An 18,524-nucleotide genomic window follows, 5' to 3' on the forward strand; every position below is an offset into this window, starting at 1 on the left:
GTCAGGCGTTTACGCCTTCATATTCCAGCGATGCTGAGATCAGTTCACGTGCGTAAGGGTGTGTCGCACCGTTACGCGCAATGGCATCACGCGGAAGTATTTCCGTGACTTCACCACGCAGCATCACCGCAAACCTGTCACACATGTGGTCAACGACGGCCAAATCGTGCGTGACCATGATGTAGGTGAAGCCGCGCTCCTCTCTAAGTCGCTGCAGAAGGTTGAGGATTTCAGCCTGTACCGAGACATCCAGTGCCGAGGTCGGCTCATCCAGCAACAGCAGGGATGGCTCAAGGATCAAGGCGCGGGCAATGGCCACACGCTGGCGCTGACCCCCGGAAAGCTGGTGGGGAAAACGGTCCAGGAACGAAACCGGCAGGCCAACGTCGGTGATGGCCTTGCGCATCCGCTCTTCCTTGTCGGCAAGCTTATGGATGGTGAGAGGTTCGTTCAGCACGGTTCTGACCGACTGGCGCGGGTGCAGCGAACCGTAGGGGTCCTGAAACACCATTTGCAAGGTGCGGCAGCGCTCGATCAACGGCATGTCGCGTACGGATTTGCCGTTGATCAGGACGTCGCCTTTCCAGAAATCGGTCAGCAGGGAAACGCAGCGCAGAACGGTGGATTTGCCAGAGCCAGACTCACCGACAAGTCCGAAACATTCACCGGGCTGCACGGAAAAAGATACGGACGGTAGAACTTTGACCGCTGCCGGCCCTTCGCCGAAGCTGATCGACAGGTCGTGAATTTCAACAGAAACTGACATCAGGCGTGTTCCTCAAGCCATTCCGGGCGACGGTCCAGCACCGCCAGCGGCGCACGGGTGCCGCCAATGCGGGGCTGAGCGGCCAAAAGGCCGCGTGTGTAGGGGTGTTGTGCGGCATCCAGATTGCCTGCCGACAGGGTTTCAACCACCTGACCCGCATACATGATGAGAACGCGGTCGCAGAAATTGCGCACCAGATTGAGGTCGTGGCTGATCATGATGAGGCCGATGCCGCGATCCCGAACGAGGCCATCGAGAATGTTGAGCACCTGCAACCGAACAGTGACGTCGAGTGCCGATGTTGGCTCGTCCGCGATGACGAGATCAGGGTCGGCCAGCAGCATCATGGCAATCATCACGCGCTGGCCCATGCCGCCGGAAATCTCATGCGGATATTGTGCGTAGACCCGCTCGGGATCGCGGATTTTGACCGCTTCCAGCATGACGAGCGCCCTGATCTTGGCTTCTGCTTTCGTGCATTTGAAATGCCGCAGATAGGTTTCCGCCACCTGATCGCCAACGCGCCTGATAGGGTTCAGCGAAAATTTCGGGTCCTGAAGGATCATCGACATGCGTCTGCCGCGAACCTTCAGCATTTCCTTCTCCGAAAGCGACAGAAGATCGAGTGAATCGAAGCGAAGCGTATCGGCAGTGATCGTCGCACCCGGCAGAAGGCGCAACAGTGCACGTCCCACAGTGGATTTGCCCGAACCGCTCTCGCCGACGATGCCCAGCCGTTCACGCCCCAGGGTGAAGGACACGCCGCGTACTGCCTCTGTTTGCGAGCCGCCATAACGGATGCGGAGATTTTCGACGTCCAGTATTGTCCGTTCCATGGTCTATCTCCGGTTCATCTGCTTTGGATCGAGCGCATCGCGCAGACCATCACCCAAAAGATTGAAGGCAAGGCTGACGGTGAGGATCGATATGCCCGGGAAAGTAACCAGCCACCAATTGTCCAGCATGTAGCGACGACCGGTCGCAATCATCGCGCCCCATTCCGGCAGCGGTGGTTGTGCGCCAAGGCCGAGAAAGCCGAGGCCTGCCGCCGTCAGAATGACGGTTGCCATGTTCAGTGTCAGGCGAATGAGCACCGATGGTAGGCACATGGGCATGATCGACTTGACGATGATACGGATGGGTGATGCGCCCTGGAGACGGGCTGCGGCAATGTAATCGGCATTGCGGAAAGTCAGTGCTTCCGCGCGGGCAAGACGGGCGATCGGTGGCCATGAGGTGAGTGCGATGGCAATGATCGCGTTGTTGAGGCTAGGGCCGAGTGCTGCGACGAAAGCCAGCGACAGGATCAGGCTTGGGAAGGAGAGGAAGATATCGGTAATACGCATCATCACCGTATCGAATTTGCCACCAAGATAACCAGATGCAGTGCCGATGATGAGGCCGATGGGGCCAACCACGATGGAGACCAGAAAGATGATGGTCAGCGTGATGCGCGCACCGAAAACCAGGCGGCTGAAAATGTCACGGCCCAGATCGTCGGTTCCGAACAGATGTCCGTCTCCGGGGGCTCTGAGGACGTTCGCAAGGTTTTGCACATAAGGGTCATGCGTGGCGATGAGCGGCGCAAAAACGGCGGCGAAGATCAGAATGGCAAGAACGATCAGGCCGAAGGTCGAAGTCGGGCTGCGCAGGAGGAAAAGAACGATGTTCTTCATCGCATTCACGGAGGCTGGTAGCCTGATTTTTTCTGCATGCGCGGTCATCAGCGTGTCCTCGGATCGAAGAAGCGGTAAAGAATGTCGGACAAAAGATTAAGCCCGATGAAAATGACGCCGACGATGAGAACGCAGGTCATGACGGCATTCATGTCGCCGGTGATCAGGTTGCTGGTCAGATACTGACCGAAGCCCGGCCACGCGAACACGGTTTCGATGAGCACTGCGCCTTCCAGCAGCGAACCATAGGCAAGGGCGACGATGGTGACGAGCTGGACGCGGATATTGGCGAAAGCGTGCCGCCAGATCGTCTGTTGGCTGGAAAGGCCTTTGACGCGCGCGGTCGTTACGTATTCCTGGCCGAGTTGGTCCAGCATGAAGCTTCTTGTCATACGGGTGATGTAGGCTGATGACGAATAGCCCAGTAGCGAGGCCGGCAAGATCAGGTGGTTCACGGCGGACCAGAACACATCCATATCTCCGGCCAACAGGCTGTCGATCAGGAGGAAACCAGTGCGCTCGTCCACCAGCCCGATATAAAACTGGTCCATGCGACCGCTGCCACCAACCAGATCGAGCTTCGCATAGAACACGATCAGCGCAATCATGCCTGTCCAGAAGATCGGCATGGAATGGCCGAACAGGCTGACGACGCGCACGAGATGATCCGGCCAGCGGTCCTTGTTCACGGCGGCGAAAACACCCATGGGAATGCCCAGCCCCGCACCAATGAGGATGGCAAACGTCGCAAGCTCCATCGTGGCGGGCATGACGTGGAGAATATCTTGAATGACCGGCTGACCGGTGCGGATGGACGTGCCGAAATTACCGGTGAAGACGTCGCCGAGATAATAGAAAAACTGCTGCCATATCGGCCTGTCCAAGCCCAGTGAGCGGAATACCTGCTCGTAGGTTTCGCGGGTCGCGTCCTCCCCGACGATGGCGCGCACCGGGTCTGCAGGCATCAGGCGTCCGATGAAGAAGGTGAGCAAAAGCAGGCCGAGCAGCGTGATGGCAATGGTGCCGATCTGCCCCGCCACGCCAGCAAGGCGCGGGCTTCGTAAGTGCATGTTTCCTCCCTGTGTCAGCCTCCGGAAGTGAACGCTTCATGTCTGACAACTTTTCAAAAATCTGTCACATGTTGTCGTATCTGTCAAGCGGATGAGCTGGAAGCTGTGATGCAGGTTGGAAAGGTTATGAGAAAGCACTGATACCCTTGCTCTTTCCCATAAAGAGCTGTGGCACGCGGTTTTGATGCTCTCCTTATGGAGCGCGCAATCGCCACAAGACGATTCAGGTGGGTGTGTGAGAGCTAAAACCCTCTATTCCGCACTTGCAGTTCTGGATCGCAGGAGGACTTTGTAACGTTCGAGACTTCCGCGCAGGTGAACGCGCATCTGCTCACGGGCAGCGTCAGCATCGCCCTCGATGATGGCGTCAACGATGCGTCCGTGTTCTTCTTGCAAATGCAAGTTATAATCCTTCGGGCGAGAGCCAGGCTCGGCACCCTGCAACTCGCCACGGGGAATGATACCGGACCGGATAAGGCGCAGGAATTCAGGAAAACGCCGGTTTTGAGTGGCTTCAGCGATTTTGAAGTGCAAATCAAAGTCCGCATCGCGTGTGGATTTGCCTTCCGCAAGACACGCACCAATCACCTTGTGAGCGTCGAGGATAGACTCGATCTGTGTCGCGGAGCGCCGCGATGCCGCAAGCCCTGCGGATTCGACTTCGAACACGGTTCTCAACTCCAGAAGTTCGATGACCGAGGATATCCGCTCGGTGGTCAAGTCCTTGAACGGCTCGTCTTTCTCGTGCTGAATTTGAAGTGCGAATACACCAGCACCCTTACGGGCTTCCACCAGTCCATCTGCCCGCAAAATCGCGATGGCCTCCCGCACGACTGTGCGGCTGACGGAATATTCACGGGTCAGCGCACTCTCGCTCGGAAGCCGGTCACCAGGACGAAAGACACCTCCGACCAGATCACGCCGCAGGGCGGTGCTGATCTTGGTGGCGAGTGAAGTTCCGCGCTCTGGCGTTTGTACGGCGTCCATATGTGCCCCATCTGGCTGTTACTTGTCTGGCATGTTAACAACTTGCTGCTGCAATGCAAGTTTTCATCGCGCCCCTCTTGCTGCACCGCACATCGAGGGCAGTTTGTCTATCCCAATTGGCACTGGCACGGTATCAGGGTTTACAGCGGATGCGGGTGGAGACTACTTTTATCGAACGTTTTATAGAAACGGTCTTCGTTGCTTTTGCGGATTTTAGAATGCCGCGACGAAGGTCTGCGCGGACGCTGTCGATCTAGACTTGATTATGCATCTTATCGTCACCTGCCCGGTGACGGTAACGTGAACTCGTTGCTTGAACACACGGAATTGAAATTTGTTCGGCGTTTTCAAACACACATCGCTTCAGTGGGTCATTTGCGCCATCGCGCTGATGAGCGGCGTCGTCAATCTGCTCGCATTGACCTCGCCGCTTTTTATGTTGCAGATCTATGATCGGGTGTTGCCCAGCGGAAGTGTTCCAACCCTTGTCGGCCTCGCCGTTCTTGCCAGCGCAATGTTTTCGGTTCAGGCCGCGCTGGAAATCATTCGTGCCCGTGTTCTTCTGCGTATTGGCGAGCAATTCGACAACGAGCTTTCGGTCAGCATCCATAGCGCCGTGGTGCGCCTGCCTTTGGTAACGCGGATGGCGGGAGATGGTCTTCAGCCGTTACGAGATTTGGATAACGTGCGTGGATTTTTGTCCGGGCAGGGGCCAAACGCTTTTTTCGATCTTCCCTGGATGCCGCTTTATTTGGGCATATGTTTCCTTTTCCATCCATGGATCGGGGTGACCGCACTTTTGGGTGCTGTCGTGCTTATTGCACTGACATTGCTTGCCAATGTGCTGTCGCACAAGCCGATACGCGACACTATCACCCATAATATGAAGCGCAATGGGCTGCTGGAAGCTACCAGACGAAATGCAGAAGTCGTTCAGTCCATGGGTATGGGCAAACGCCTCGCATCTCGCTGGAGTATTGCCAACAGGGAATATCTCGTTGCCAACCGTACCGCGGGAGACATTTCCAACGGGCTCGGCGGCATTTCGAAAACGCTGCGGGTCATGCTCCAATCGGCAATATTAGGTGTGGGTGCCTATCTCGTCATCGGTCAGGAAGTCAGCGGTGGGGTGATGATCGCAAGCTCTATCATGATGGGACGGGCATTGGCACCGGTGGATATGGCCATTGCGAGCTGGAAACCGTTTTTGATGGCCCGGCAAAGCTGGAACCGTTTGCAGGATTTGCTGGCGAGGGTTCCCCAGGACCCTCCAGTGACAGCCCTGCCTGCGCCAGTGCGGCAACTTCGCGTCGAAGGGCTGGCCATCGTGCCGCCCGGCGAGAAGAGGCCGACCGTCAGCGGGCTCAATTTTGCTGTGCAAGCCGGCAGCGCGCTTGGCGTCATTGGCCAGTCAGGATCCGGCAAATCAACGCTGTGTCGTGCCTTGGTCAATGTCTGGATTGCTGCATCTGGAAACGTCAGGCTCGATGGTGCGAGTTTGCAGCAATGGGACCGTGAGGCACTTGGTGGCCACATCGGCTATCTCCCGCAGGGTGTCGAACTTTTTGATGGCACGATTGCCGAAAACATTTCCCGCTTTGAAACGGAGGCCGACCCGCAAGCCATTGTCGCTGCCGCAAGATCGGCTGGCGCACATGATCTGATCCTGCAATTTGAAAGGGGGTACGAGACTGCTATAGGCGAAGCAGGCTCGGCACTTTCAGCCGGGCAAAGGCAACGTATAGGCTTGGCGCGTGCGCTTTATCGTGATCCGTTCATGGTTGTTCTGGACGAGCCGAACGCCAATCTGGACGCCGAGGGCGAAGCGGCGGTCGTCAATGCCATTGGGTCTGTTCGCGCCCGAGGCGGTATCGCAATTGTGGTTGCGCACCGGCCCAGCGCCATTGGCGCAGCCGATCTGGTTCTGGTGATGGAAGGTGGGCGGCAGAAAGCGTTCGGACCGCGCGACGACATTCTCTCCAAGGTGCTGAAAGGGGGAGCGGCAACAGCACCCTCTACAAAAGGGTTCTCGGCAACCGGCTATGGCGTGCGGCCGCTACGCGCCGGTGCACAACAAATCGTGCAGCCTGAACCGGCCGGGGTCGATGTTTTGGACAGGGACGAGGGCGACGATGCCAAGCGCTGATGGATTCGATGTGTCGAGGTCTATCCGGCACCATTTGGCAGCGGGGCTTGTGGTCGGCGTCGTGCTGCTGGGTGGTGCAGGGGCATGGGCATCCGTCGCAACACTCTCGGGAGCCGTGGTCGCTTCGGGACATTTCGTGGTCGATTCCTACGTCAAGAAAGTGCAGCACCCCACCGGCGGTGTGGTCGGAGAAATCCTCGTCCGCGAGGGCGATGTGGTGAAAGCCGGGGACATTCTCATGCGGTTGGACTCCACGCAGACCCGTGCCAATCTTGCAATCGTGACCAAACGGCTGGATGAACTGACGGCGCGGCAGGCGCGTCTGGAGGCCGAGCGGGACGACCTTGCGGAGATCGCCTTTCCAACGAGCCTTCTGGCGCGTGCACAAAATGTCGACGTGGCATCCGCCATTCACAGCGAGACGCGGCTGTTCGCGTTCCGCAAACAATCTCGTGACGGCAAGAAGGCTCAACTTGCAGAGCGCGTCGTGCAATTCCGGTATGAAATCGAGGGGTTGAAAGCACAAGAGACGGCCTATGCGGACGGCATGACTGTTTTGAACAATGAGATCGCATCTTTGAACGCGCTGAGGCAGCAGGGCGTCGTGTCCGATCAACGCCTCAACAGTTTGAAGACGCAAGCGGCGACCTTCGGTGGAGAGCGGGGCGAAAAGATGGCCTATCAGGCACAGGCGGCAGGCAAGATTTCTGAAACGAGATTGCAGATACTCCAGATCGATCAGGATCAAAAGGCCGAGGTCGGCAGCGAGTTGGCAGACGTTCAAGCGCAGATCGGTGAATATGTCGAGCGCGAGATTTCCGCGGAAGACAGTCTCAAGCGCATCGATATCACCGCGCCGCAATCTGGCACTGTTCATCAGCTCGCCGTTCATACCGTCGGCGGGGTTATCAGTCCGGCCGAGGCCATTATGTCCATTGTCCCAGAGAGCGACGAACTGACGCTCGAGGTACAGATAGCGCCCAAGGACATTGACCAGATCAGCCTTGGTCATGAGGCGATGTTGCGCATGTCCGCCTTCAACCAACGAACGACACCACAACTCAAGGCGCATGTGACCCGTATTGCCGCCGATCTGACCACGAACGAGCGAACTGGAACGTCTTCTTATGTCGTGCGCCTCACGGTTGCGGAACTGGAGTTGACAAAGCTGAAGGGCCTGAGACTTGTTTCCGGCATGCCAGCGGAGGCGATGATCAAAACCGAAGACCGGACAGCGTTATCCTATCTGCTTAAACCACTCTCGGATCAGATCACACGAGCATTCCGTGAGGAGTGATGTCAGCTTGGCGTCAGACTGGAAAATGATGCCAAATCTTTCTCCGTTTTTTGCTTACGTTACGGCTGAAAGCTTACGTAACGTGAGTAAACGTTATGCATGTGGCTCAGTGCAATTTCACTCTAAGTGTGTTGATTATATTGGATAATTACCCTGTTTGACGAATTCTTTTAACCCGGTTTAAATTCTTTTGCTTCAGAACATGAAACTCGCAGCCGCTTCATGACGAAGTGCATTCAGTTTCTGGCAGCACGATGCTGGACGCTCACGATTTTGTGACGTCATATAATGTGTCTTGCCGGTTTCATTGAACACTCATTGAGGCCCCATGTCTTTTCTGCAAAATGCAAAAATCCGCACCAAGGTGCTTTCTCTCATCGTTCCAGTTGCACTTATTGGTTTAGTGGGCGTTGGCCTTGTGTCCAACAACTACAAAAACGCCGACACCAGCTATTCAGATTTTATCGCGAATAACGCTATTGGATCGACGGAGTTGTTCCGTGCCAACACGGCGTTGGTGTCGCTGGGTTACGACACGACGCTGGGACTGATGCTGCGTGAACAATCCGGCAATACCGCGAAAGTGGAAGAGGGTTATAAGGCCGATGTCGCGACCACGATCCGGCGCCTTGAAAATGCAAAGAAGCTCCTGCCGGAGATGGCTGGCGAGATCGACACATTCATTTCGCGAACAAACGCGATCTCCGCATTGACGGACCAGGTCTGGCAGGTCGCAAAGACGGGTGATTTTCGGACAGCCCGCAAAATCCTCGTAGAGGTTGGACCGCAAATCGACCAATGGCGTAACGATATTCGCGTGATCAGCGAACGCAACCTTGCTAACGTTACGGAAAAGTCGGATGCATTGACGGATCAGACCAACTCCACGATCCTCACGACGCTTATCACTCTGGGCCTGCTGTTTTTGGCTGCAATCGTCCTTGCGCTGTTCGTGTCCGCTCGTGGAATCACCGGTCCGATCGATCGTCTGCGCAGCCGTATGGTGTCTCTTGCTAATGGTCAGACTCAAGAAGAGGTTGCCGGGCTCGATCGCCGTGATGAAGTTGGTCAGATGGCTGAAGCGGTTGCCGTTTTCCGCGACAACGCTCTCGAGCGCATCCGTCTTGAGGCCGAAGCCGAAGCCAACCGTAGCCTGTCCGAAAAAGAACGGATGGCGCGCGAAGAGCAGAAGGCGAGAGAAGCAGCCGACACCAGCTTTGCCGTCGACAATCTCGCAGATGCCCTGTCTCGCCTGTCGGATGGCGATGTCTCCTTCCGCATCAGCAAGCCCTTTGCCGCGCATCTGGACAAGGTCCGCGAGAACTTCAATGGTTCTGCCGAAAAGCTTCAGACGGCTCTGAGCCGTGTGGCTGAAAATGCGCGTGGTATCGATGACGGTGCCAATGAAATCCGCTCCGCTGCGGACGATCTGGCCAAGCGCACGGAACAGCAGGCCGCATCGGTGGAAGAAACCGCAGCGGCGCTGGAAGAAATCACCACCACGGTGAAGGATTCGACCAAGCGTGCGCAGGAAGCCGGTCAGCTGGTGGCGAGAGCCCGCACTGGTGCGGAGCAGTCTGGCAATGTCGTTCGCAAGGCGGTTGTTGCCATGGAGCAGATCGAGAAGTCTTCGTCGGAGATCTCCAACATCATCAGCGTCATCGATGAGATCGCCTTCCAGACCAATCTTCTGGCGCTCAACGCAGGTGTGGAAGCGGCCCGCGCCGGTGAAGCCGGCAAGGGCTTTGCGGTGGTGGCACAGGAAGTGCGTGAACTGGCGCAGCGCTCTGCAAAGGCTGCCAAGGAAATCAAGGCGTTGATCACGACGTCGAACGACCAGGTTCAGCAGGGCGTGCAGCTGGTCGGCGAAACCGGTCGCGCGCTGGAAACCATCGTCACCGAAGTGCAGGAAATCAACCGTCACGTGGTGGCGATTGTCGACGCGGCGCAGGAGCAGTCCTCCGGCCTGCAGCAAATTAACACGGCTGTGAACCAGATGGATCAGGACACACAGAAAAACGCAGCGATGGTGGAAGAGCAGACGGCGGCCAGCCATGGTCTGGCGCGTGAAGCAGCATCGCTGAACCATCTGCTTGGCCAGTTCAAGCTGTCTGGTGGTTATGAGGCCCCAGTTCGTGCGGCAACGCCGGTCGAGCGTCCGGTTCAGTCACCAGCCCGCGCACTGGGACGCAAGGTTGCATCCGCCTTCAATGGCAATGCCGCCATCAAGTCTGACTGGGAAGAATTCTGAGCCATTTGAATGCCCTATGGCCGGATGAATTGCTGACGGAGTAAACAAAACCGCCCGCGCTTGTCGCGGGCGGTTTTGCGTTTGCGAGGCGCATTATAGCTACAGTACTCCCCAGGCACGAAAGCGTCCGCGTCCGGTCATTTCGCGCAGTTCCAGCTGGTTAGCGAGCCCGACGGCTCCTTGAGGCGTGGTACCCAGTGCTTGGACGATCATGGACGTGGAAACGACTGGCCTCGCCAAAACGAGTTCGATCAGATCAGGCAGGCGAGAATTCGATCTTCGGCCAACAAGCCTGCGTTCCATGCGCGTCTTCGCGTTCAGCAACCTGTCGTGCTCTTTGAGGCCGAGGGTTGCCGCTTCGTGGATACTATCCAGAAAGGCAATGAGCCGTTCCGGCTGACCGCTTGCGTTGCGCCGTTCACGGGGAACGGCTTTCAGACCTGTGTTGAACGCGGACAGATGGGACAGGGTTAGACCCTCCTGTCTTAAGAGGGCTGCTGCGAGTTGGCGTCCGAGCCAAAGGCTGCGCTGCAACACCTCTAATTTATACCAGGCGTCGAGTGCGATCACTGCGCGCAATACGGCAGGAAGTCCGGCGCTGCTTTTCAGGACCGTTTGCCATTCGCCAAGCCGCTCGTCCTCATTCCAGTCCGGATCGCGGATGATGTTGTTTTGGGACTTAGAGGTCGATCGGCTCTCGTCCTTGGTTATGGCTTCAAGAGTTGCTGTGCTTCGAGCCAACAGACGGTCGATGGTCGAGAGTTCATCGCTGAGCGCCATATCCGTATCGTCGTCTGTCAAGGCTTCATGGCGGGTTGGTAGGGGGCCGTGCTCCTTTGTTGCTGGCAGGGTTGGCGCTTCCTCGCCACGCAAGCGGGACAAGCCCGCTGGGCTCAACGCCCATTTCGGCTCGTTGCTGAATATCTGACGGCGGGCGCGCAATATGCGGCTGGCAATCGCCATTTCGTGGGTGGGCGCACGAATATCCATATGGGCGTCGTGGAGAACCAAATCTTCGATGTGAACAAGTTCGCCATCGATCCAGAGGGACGATGCGGCGTCAAGAAAATCCTGTCGCTCGAGAAAGCCCCGACCAAAGGATGAGCGGGAAATGCGCTCATCCAGCCGCGCCAACGCTTCTGTCGCGCGGGTGCATAGCAGGATCAATCTGTCTAGGGGCAGTCGATTCACATCGTAAAGCATGCATTTTGATAGAATGCGGGCGATATGAAAGCAATTTAGGAATTGGCTTTCATATGGTTTTGCCCGCTTTTATCGCTGGCAGCGAAACCTTTGCTTCAAAGCCGTCATTATGCCCAGCCGCTGGAGAGGACAAAGCGAGGGAGCCGTTCATTTGCGCAACGAGGTGCTTGACGATGGCAAGCCCGAGGCCTGATCCGGTTGCCTGTGTCGCGCCTCTGGTAAAACGTGTCGTCAGCTTGGGCAAAAGCGCAGGATCGATGACGACGCTTTCGTTGATGACCCGAAGAGAGTTATCATCTTCGACATGCACGTGGACCGTACTGCCCGCTGGGCTGTGAACCAGCGCGTTTTCGACCAGATTGCGCACGACGATGCCAAGGGCATCGCTGTTGATCATGCCATATAGGCCGCCGTCCGATGGCAGATGCAGGCGAATGCGGCCTTCGCCAGTTTCCGAACGTCCTATATCCTCCAGAACAAGCTCGACGATGGGCAGCAGGTCGATCTCCACATCGGATGCGCCGATACCTGCTTCTGCTCGGGACATTTGCAAAAGTTTTTCCGCCAGCTGAGCCAGATGCGACAGAGACCGCTCGATCTGGTCGACACGCGGAGCGTATTCAGCAGGAATGTCGGCCTGCAATCGTTGCGCCTGGGCAAGCGCACCGGCGATGGGCGTTCGCAGTTCATGAGCGCTGTTCGATGCAAAGGCGCGTTCCGATTCCAGTGCCGCACGCAGTCGTTCGAGCAGGAGATTGACCGATCTCGCAATCGGATGCAGCTCTCCGGGAAGATGGGCGGCGTCGACGGGAGCCATGTTACCACTGTCTTTGCGGCCGATTTCGTCACGCAATGTTTGGACCGGAGCCAGAGTCCGCCTGACGACGAGAATGACTGCAACGATGCTGGCCGGGATCAGCAATAGCAGCGGCAGAATCAAAGCGGTTCCGGCCTCGAAAATGGCTTCACGGCGATTGGCGAAGGCATCTGCCATCTGCAAATAAAGGCCCCCATCTTCGGTGACCACCGTAAAGATGCGCTGTGTGGCCGTATCAGCAAAACCGGGCGTCAAGGGCACGTCAAACGGTTCGGACGCACCGTCGCGTGAACGAAGCAAGACTTCGCCTTCGCTGTCGCGCAGTTGATAGGTGAGGTATTCTTCGCCGTCTGCTGGTTGAACCAGACGGCGCTCGGCTTCAGGGCTGCGTTCCTTCAGGTCGTCAGCGATCAGCGGTAACAGCCGTTCGGCGGTTTCCTGCACGCCGCTGTCGAAAATTTCCGCAAATTCATCCTGCATCACCATGATGCCGAGCGCCGATGCAATCAGCCACGACAGAGCGACGACACTCGTCAGTGCGATCACCATTCTACGGGTCATGCTGTCGCTACGTTTCATCTGTCTACCTGATCGTGTAACCAAGGCCACGCACCGTCTCCACCCTGTCAGAGCCGATTTTCTTGCGCAATCTGCTGACATAGACCTCGACGGTGTTGCTTTCGATTTCTGCGCCGAATTCATAGAGCGTCTCATGCAATTGTGCTTTGGAGACAACAGCTCCGGGGCGTTCTACAAGCTTTTCCAGAACCGCCCACTCTCTTGCGCTAAGTGTGAGGGCATTGCCATTGACGACGATGTTGCGTGCCACCTGATTGATCTCGATACCCGGCAGTTTCACAACCGGTTCGGAGCGCCCATCATAACGGCGCGAAACAGCCAGCATACGCGCGGTCAATTCGCCCAGATTGAAGGGTTTGACGAGATAGTCATCCGCACCCGCATTCAGCCCTTCAATGCGATCTGAAACCTGATCGTGAGCGGTTAGAATGATGACTGGTGTCGGATCATTGCGTTGCCGAAGGCCTCTGAGAATGGAAAGGCCTTCGCCATCGGGTAACCGAAGATCAAGCAGTATCAGTCCATAGCCAACGGTCTCGGTCGCTGCGGTGGAGTCCGCGACAGTTTTGAACCAGTCTACCGCATGTCCCGCGGCTGCTACGTGGTCGCGAAGCGCTTCCCCCAGAACATGATCGTCTTCCACAAGTAGAACGCGCAAGCATACCTCGCTTTCAGCCATATGCAGAACGGCTAAAGAGTGGGTATGCTTCGCATTTTGTCTCGTCAAGCGGTGGGTCTGCGTTTGCAGGCACTGAACACATCCAGCGATGAATCATAAACAGAGGTTGATACGTTCATCATGCTTAGAATGCTATGGAAGAAGTTGTCGTGGGAGCGCCCGCCTACCTTGGCTTTTTTCGCAAGGCAATTTCCATCCAGCCCCATCGATTTGGCGAAGTCGGTGTCGAACCAGACGAGGAACGGTACGTGGGTCTGCTCTGCCGGTGCCAGAATATAGGGCGCACCGTGGAGATAAATCCCGTTCTCTCCGAGCGATTCACCATGGTCTGACGCATAGATCATTCCCGTCGCCAGCTTGTCCGAGCGAGCCTTCAGCTTGTCGATGATGCTGGCAAGAAAATGGTCGGTGTAGAGAATGGTGTTGTCGTAGGCGTTGGTGATCTCGGTATCCTTGCAATCGGGCAATTCGGCAGTCTGGCAATCGGGAGTAAATTTCCTGAATTCGTCGGTGTACCGCAAATGGTAGGTGGGGCCATGGCTTCCGAGTTGGTGAAGAACGATGACGCTATCCTTCGTCACGCCGTCCAGCCAGCTATCCAGCCTATCGAGAAAGATGTCATCGCGGCACTCGCCGTTTGAGCAGAATTTGGGGTCCTGCGCTGCCGTCAGATCGAAATAGGGAACGCGATCCGCCACATTCTTGCTGCCGGTGTTGTTGTCCCACCAGCGCGCATCTACGCCCGCATGGACAAGCACATCGAGCAGATTTTCGTTGGAAAGCGCCTTGCTGTGGCTGTAGTTCGAACGAGTGAATTTAGAGAACATGCAAGGAATGGAGATTGCTGTCGCCGTGCCGCAGCTGACCGTGCTTGGAAAATAAACGACGTTGCGCGCTTCCAGCTCAGGGTTGGTATCGCGGCCATATCCGTTGAGCGAGAAGTTGGCCGCGCGCCCGGTTTCTCCAGCAACGATAACAGTGATGCGCGGCTTGTTGACGCCGCCGAGAGCGGGCATCACTTTGGCGTCCTGACCGGTGGGTGACACGGTGAGTTTGGCTTCCTGATCCGCCTGCGAGAAATAGTGCACTGTCGAGGAAATCGTTGTCAAAGGATTGAGGCTTTTGACGATGTCCTTATGCTGGCGAACGGCCGTTGTGAATGTCTTTGAATTTGCCGCAGCGACGGCGCAGACAATGGCCAGACAGCCGATAATGCTGGCCATGTTCCACAGGAATTTGCTGAAGAACGGCCTGTGGTCGATCTTGATGATCGCCAACAGGATGATGGGAATGCCTGCAAAGAGCGCAAGGTGAAGGGCAAAGCCGGGCGTCATGAGATTACCTGCTTCCGCCTGCGTCGTTTCGAAAGCGTTGCGAACCATGTCACTATCGATTACCGCGCCAAACCGGTCCATGAACCAGGACGATACGGCAGCAATGATGATCAACACGGCAAAGATGGGCTTGGTCAGATATTTGACGGAAAACAGAATGAACACAGCGGAGAACGCGGCACTCAAAGCAATATAAAGCCCGAAAATGGCAACGGGGTAAGCAGAGAGATAGGTATGTATCTTCGCCCAAAATGTGTGGTTGGCAAAAAACAACAGGTAGAGAGCCGTCACTATACTAAGCGTCACGCTGCCCATGACGGGCCGTGTGACCATGCTGCGTCCGCTTCTGGTTGTTTGAAATGATAGTGCCATAGTCTCGTGTTCCCGCTGCTCGTGCCATCGGATGTTCCGCAAGCAGGTGCTCACGCATATCCAAGATCAGGGGCAGGGGATGTGTCACCTAGCTGACATGAAACTGAACGGTCTCGCCAAAAACTGCGGGGAAGGCATGTGCCCGTAAAATAGGCATCATAAGGCTTGTAAAAATCCACCCTTTAAAAATGCGCGGTTTTTCTTTGACTGCATATCGGTACATTCAAACTTACGTGATCTCCCCGTGACATGCTCCGCATCTCACTCGTGTTGTGCCGCTATGAATGGAATTCAGATGGCTCCTTTGGTCTTTTCGAGAACGCTGCTTTTGCTGCCGCTGCTGTTTCCGTCCACGGCATTTGCTATTGAAGACGTACCGCGCAAAGACCAGATCGCGTTGATGGCCGAGGTCAAAAAAGTCGACCGGGTTGGTGTAGCGCGAAAGACCAAAGAGGTTGATGCTCGCCCCGCATCGCCCGGTGAAATCGTCATCACCTACATTAAAGGGCAAGGTGTGGAGACTCGCTCCAAGCCCGCCGAAGAAGGTGACTGGGTGGTGCGCAATCGCTGTGAGGAAACCGGTAATGAGGAAATTCTGGTAAAAGCACGGAATTTTTCGGAGCGTTACGGTGAACCTCTTTCAGCAGCAGATGCCGCTGGCTACCGCGCCTTCAAGCCAAAGGGCAACAATATGAGCTACTTTATCGTCACGGACGAAATTGGCCCGTTCAACTTCAGAGCCCCGTGGGACGAGACGATGGTTGCGTTGCCGGGAGATGCGATCGTGCAGGTGCAGACGGATGAAAGCGATACCTATCGAGTGGCGGCGGCAGCATTCCAGTGCACTTACGAAATCGTAGACCCCGCAAAATTTTTCATTGATGCCTCGCTGCGGTAACTCACGGCAGGAATTCGAGTAAACGCCGTTCGTCGGCCCTTAACCCGGCAATCGGCTTCAGGTCGCTGCCCAAAATTTTCTGCAGTCGTTTGACGGATTTGTCTTCGGTAGCAAGCTCCAGCACTGCCGGATGTACATAGCTTTTTCGGCAGATTGCGGGTGTGTTGGAAAGCTCTTCGGCTGCCGCCATGCACATGCCTTTTGTGGTCGGGCGCTCCTCGCTTCCCAAGGCGCGTGCGGCGTGTCCGAAGGCTGCGAGCGTGCCACCCCAGGTCCGAAACGTCTTTGCGGATATGCCTTCACCGGCACTTTGCGAAATATAGGCGTTGAGCGCGCTGGAATCGACCGGGTGGACAAGGCCATTCTCGTCCTGCCAGACAAACAGCTGCCTGCCAGGCAGGTCGGCAATATTTTCCAGAATCCGTTGCAGGCGAGGGTGTTTGAGTTTGCGTTTTACGCGCTGCCCACCTTTCGCCGCGAAGCGCAGTTCTATCGTCTCACCGAAAGAGACATGCTTTTTCAAAAGCGTGGTCGCGCCATAGGTGCCATTGGTTTCAAGGTAGGTTTTGTTGCCGACACGCAGATAGGCTGCGTCCAGCAGCAGCACGAGTGCGGCAAGCGTCACATCTGCGCTGTGCACCTGTTTGGACAGGTCTGACGTCGCTCGCCGACGAATGGCGGGCAGAGCTTCACCGAATGTCTTCAACTGGTAGAATTTGTTCTCGCCTCGCAAGGCATGCCAATCAGGGTGATAGCGATATTGTTTCCGTCCGCGCGCGTCGTAGCCCGTAGCCTGCAAATGACCGGATGGGTCGATGCAAATCCAGACACGCTCATAGGCGGGGGGAACGCCAAGAGATTTAAGACGGGTTATTTCAAGCTTGTCTGAAAGAAGCGCGCCGTCTGGCAGCCGGTAGGCAAAACCCTTGCCGCGTTTCTCGCGGGAAATGCCCGGTTCCTGATCGCTGACATAGGTCAGTCCTACTTTTCTCAGGATGCGAATTGGAAGCTGATTCATTGGGGTTTATTGCTCCTCACCGTTGTGAGGATTAATGCGCCTAACCCTGCGTCTGTTCCCAGCTTGGGTGAGCAAGATGGGAGCGGCGCGAGACCGCTCCCATCAGATGCAGGTGATCAGGCGTCTGGCGCGAGCTTGAGTATTTGCGACTTTCCGCCGCCGCGCTCTTCGGTCACGGCATAGACGGCACCGTCGCTGCCTACCTTGACGTCGCGAATGCGGGCCTCAAGCGGCAATCGTCCCTCGGACACGACCTTGTCGTTCTCGACTTTCAGCACGACGATGCCCTGGCTGACCAGTCCGCCGATGATGAGAGAGCCTTTCCATTCCGGTATGGCATCGGAATCGTAATAGACCATGCCCGACGGACCGATAACGGGATCCCAATAATAGACCGGCTGCTCCATGCCATCTTTTGCGGTCATACCATCGCCGACCGCGCCACCACTATATTCGATGCCATAGGTAATGACGGGCCAGCCATAATTGAGGCCAGGCTTTGGCAGGTTCAGTTCATCGCCCCCCTTAGGACCATGCTCGACTGTCCAGAGCCGTCCCTGACCGTCAATGGCGGAAGACTGGACGTTGCGGTGACCATAGCTCCAGATTTCCGGAAGGGCTTTCTGCTGGGCTGCAAAGGGGTTTCCTTCGAAAGCTTTACCATCCTTGTCGATACGGAAAACCTTGCCAAGTCCGCTTGAGAGGTCCTGAGCCTGAACACGCGGCTCCTTGTCGGAACGCTCACCAACGGTGACATAGAGTTCGTTGTTGGGGCCGAATGCCAGGCGCGAGCCGAAATGCTTGTCGCCATCATAGGTCGGCATCTGGCGGAAGATAACCTTGGTATCTTCGAGAACGGCTTTGCCGCCACTCTCCATAAGCTTGGCGGATGCGACGGATGTTCCGTTGCCGCCATCTCGTGGCTCGGAGAACGAGAAATAGATCATTTTGGAACTATCGAAATCGGGTGCTAGCGCGATGTCGAGCAGTCCGCCCTGTCCAGCAGACGCGACCTCGGGCACGCCTTCCAGTGCTGGGCCTGCTTTGCCATCTGCAACGATATGCATTGCACCTTCCTTGGCGGCGACGAGCATTCGGCCATCGGGCAGAATCTCCATGGACCAGAGATGCGGCAGATCGTCTGCGACGACGGTTTTTTGCAGCGAAGGCATTTTTTCTGGCTGGACCGCTCGTGTCTGACCTTCGAAGGCTGGTTTCTGGTCCGGCGCATTCGCCTGTTTCGTTTCGGCTGGGACTGTCGACTGCGCGTTGGCCATAGGGGCGAGCGGGGCGATGAGGCACATCGAAAGAATCGTCGTCGTCAGCAGGTGGTGAGTGCGTGGCATAGGTCTCCCTTCCGTTAAATATTCTCAGGCGGGAAACATGTGGGGCCGTTTTTCGTTTCACCTAGCGGATTCACCAAAACTTGAT

General features: G+C 56.5%; 15 protein-coding genes. 4 read left to right on the forward strand and 11 right to left on the reverse strand.

Going from position 1 to position 18,524, the window contains the following annotated elements:
• Position 1: 1 nt before the first annotated feature.
• The 5 genes from DSM25558_RS07390 to DSM25558_RS07410 form a co-directional block, all read right to left on the reverse strand.
• Positions 2-766 (reverse strand): ABC transporter ATP-binding protein, encoded by a 765-nt coding sequence (locus tag DSM25558_RS07390; RefSeq protein ID WP_077103320.1) that lies wholly within the window; start codon positions 764-766, stop codon positions 2-4.
• Positions 766-1,602: an ABC transporter ATP-binding protein gene (locus tag DSM25558_RS07395; RefSeq protein ID WP_077103322.1), complete on the reverse strand. Its 837-nt coding sequence runs from the start codon at positions 1,600-1,602 to the stop codon at positions 766-768. Before DSM25558_RS07395 ends, DSM25558_RS07390 begins: the two co-directional genes overlap by 1 nt.
• 3 nt (positions 1,603-1,605) lie before the next feature.
• The gene (locus DSM25558_RS07400) at positions 1,606-2,490 is read right to left on the reverse strand and encodes an ABC transporter permease (RefSeq protein WP_077103324.1); all 885 of its coding nucleotides are present in this window, start codon (positions 2,488-2,490) and stop codon (positions 1,606-1,608) included.
• Positions 2,490-3,512, reverse strand: a complete 1,023-nt coding sequence (locus tag DSM25558_RS07405; RefSeq protein WP_077103326.1) for an ABC transporter permease — start codon at positions 3,510-3,512, stop codon at positions 2,490-2,492. The genes DSM25558_RS07400 and DSM25558_RS07405 overlap by 1 nt, the downstream gene beginning before the upstream one ends.
• Positions 3,513-3,764: 252 nt before the next feature.
• Complete coding sequence (locus tag DSM25558_RS07410) at positions 3,765-4,499, reverse strand: FadR/GntR family transcriptional regulator (RefSeq protein WP_077103328.1); 735 nt, start codon at positions 4,497-4,499, stop codon at positions 3,765-3,767.
• Between the two features lie 334 nt (positions 4,500-4,833).
• Between DSM25558_RS07410 and DSM25558_RS07415 the strand changes: the two genes are divergently transcribed.
• The 3 genes from DSM25558_RS07415 to DSM25558_RS07425 all read left to right on the forward strand — a co-directional run bounded on the left by DSM25558_RS07415 (position 4,834) and on the right by DSM25558_RS07425 (position 10,193).
• Complete coding sequence (locus tag DSM25558_RS07415) at positions 4,834-6,645, forward strand: type I secretion system permease/ATPase (protein ID WP_077103330.1); 1,812 nt, start codon at positions 4,834-4,836, stop codon at positions 6,643-6,645.
• Entirely contained in the window at positions 6,632-7,942 is a 1,311-nt protein-coding gene (locus DSM25558_RS07420) for an HlyD family type I secretion periplasmic adaptor subunit (protein ID WP_077103332.1), read from the forward strand. Before DSM25558_RS07415 ends, DSM25558_RS07420 begins: the two co-directional genes overlap by 14 nt.
• 328 nt (positions 7,943-8,270) lie before the next feature.
• Positions 8,271-10,193 carry a methyl-accepting chemotaxis protein gene (locus DSM25558_RS07425; RefSeq protein WP_077103333.1) on the forward strand — a complete coding sequence of 641 codons (1,923 nt, stop codon included), beginning with the start codon at positions 8,271-8,273 and terminating at the stop codon, positions 10,191-10,193.
• A gap of 99 nt (positions 10,194-10,292) precedes the next feature.
• On the opposite strand, the gene DSM25558_RS07430 is transcribed toward DSM25558_RS07425, so the two are convergent.
• The 4 genes from DSM25558_RS07430 to DSM25558_RS07445 form a co-directional block, all read right to left on the reverse strand.
• Positions 10,293-11,396, reverse strand: a complete 1,104-nt coding sequence (locus tag DSM25558_RS07430) for an RHE_PE00001 family protein (protein ID WP_077103335.1) — start codon at positions 11,394-11,396, stop codon at positions 10,293-10,295.
• A gap of 49 nt (positions 11,397-11,445) precedes the next feature.
• Positions 11,446-12,792, reverse strand: coding sequence for a sensor histidine kinase (locus DSM25558_RS07435; RefSeq protein WP_077103337.1), 1,347 nt, complete (start codon positions 12,790-12,792; stop codon positions 11,446-11,448).
• Between the two features lie 4 nt (positions 12,793-12,796).
• A complete protein-coding gene (locus DSM25558_RS07440) occupies positions 12,797-13,450 on the reverse strand; it encodes a response regulator (protein ID WP_077103486.1) in 654 nt (217 codons plus the stop codon).
• Between the two features lie 65 nt (positions 13,451-13,515).
• The gene (locus tag DSM25558_RS07445) at positions 13,516-15,138 is read right to left on the reverse strand and encodes a phosphoethanolamine transferase (protein WP_244554137.1); all 1,623 of its coding nucleotides are present in this window, start codon (positions 15,136-15,138) and stop codon (positions 13,516-13,518) included.
• 367 nt (positions 15,139-15,505) lie between these two features.
• Between DSM25558_RS07445 and DSM25558_RS07450 the strand changes: the two genes are divergently transcribed.
• Positions 15,506-16,075 (forward strand): hypothetical protein, encoded by a 570-nt coding sequence (locus tag DSM25558_RS07450; protein ID WP_200800731.1) that lies wholly within the window; start codon positions 15,506-15,508, stop codon positions 16,073-16,075.
• A gap of 1 nt (position 16,076) precedes the next feature.
• Here the strand turns inward: DSM25558_RS07450 and DSM25558_RS07455 are convergent, their stop codons facing one another.
• Positions 16,077-17,093, reverse strand: a complete 1,017-nt coding sequence (locus DSM25558_RS07455; RefSeq protein ID WP_077103343.1) for a DNA topoisomerase IB — start codon at positions 17,091-17,093, stop codon at positions 16,077-16,079.
• Between the two features lie 116 nt (positions 17,094-17,209).
• On the reverse strand, positions 17,210-18,397 hold the full coding sequence (locus DSM25558_RS07460) for a PQQ-dependent sugar dehydrogenase (protein WP_371479627.1): 1,188 nt from the start codon (positions 18,395-18,397) through the stop codon (positions 17,210-17,212).
• Between the last annotated feature and the right edge of the window lie 127 nt (positions 18,398-18,524).

The organism is Agrobacterium sp. DSM 25558 (genome assembly GCF_900100825.1).
GTDB lineage: Bacteria > Pseudomonadota > Alphaproteobacteria > Rhizobiales > Rhizobiaceae > Agrobacterium.

Excerpts from the sequence above, each read along its gene's own strand:
- DSM25558_RS07390 (WP_077103320.1), bottom strand. The coding sequence starts at position 766 with ATGTCAGTTTCTGTTGAAATTCACGACCTGTCGATCAGCTTCGGCGAA.
- DSM25558_RS07395 (WP_077103322.1), bottom strand. The coding sequence starts at position 1,602 with ATGGAACGGACAATACTGGACGTCGAAAATCTCCGCATCCGTTATGGC.
- DSM25558_RS07400 (WP_077103324.1), bottom strand. The coding sequence starts at position 2,490 with ATGACCGCGCATGCAGAAAAAATCAGGCTACCAGCCTCCGTGAATGCG.
- DSM25558_RS07405 (WP_077103326.1), bottom strand. The coding sequence starts at position 3,512 with ATGCACTTACGAAGCCCGCGCCTTGCTGGCGTGGCGGGGCAGATCGGC.
- DSM25558_RS07410 (WP_077103328.1), bottom strand. The coding sequence starts at position 4,499 with ATGGACGCCGTACAAACGCCAGAGCGCGGAACTTCACTCGCCACCAAG.
- DSM25558_RS07420 (WP_077103332.1), top strand. The coding sequence starts at position 6,632 with ATGCCAAGCGCTGATGGATTCGATGTGTCGAGGTCTATCCGGCACCAT.
- DSM25558_RS07425 (WP_077103333.1), top strand. The coding sequence starts at position 8,271 with ATGTCTTTTCTGCAAAATGCAAAAATCCGCACCAAGGTGCTTTCTCTC.
- DSM25558_RS07430 (WP_077103335.1), bottom strand. The coding sequence starts at position 11,396 with ATGCTTTACGATGTGAATCGACTGCCCCTAGACAGATTGATCCTGCTA.
- DSM25558_RS07435 (WP_077103337.1), bottom strand. The coding sequence starts at position 12,792 with ATGAAACGTAGCGACAGCATGACCCGTAGAATGGTGATCGCACTGACG.
- DSM25558_RS07445 (WP_244554137.1), bottom strand. The coding sequence starts at position 15,138 with ATGGTCACACGGCCCGTCATGGGCAGCGTGACGCTTAGTATAGTGACG.
- DSM25558_RS07455 (WP_077103343.1), bottom strand. The coding sequence starts at position 17,093 with ATGAATCAGCTTCCAATTCGCATCCTGAGAAAAGTAGGACTGACCTAT.
- DSM25558_RS07460 (WP_371479627.1), bottom strand. The coding sequence starts at position 18,397 with ATGTGCCTCATCGCCCCGCTCGCCCCTATGGCCAACGCGCAGTCGACA.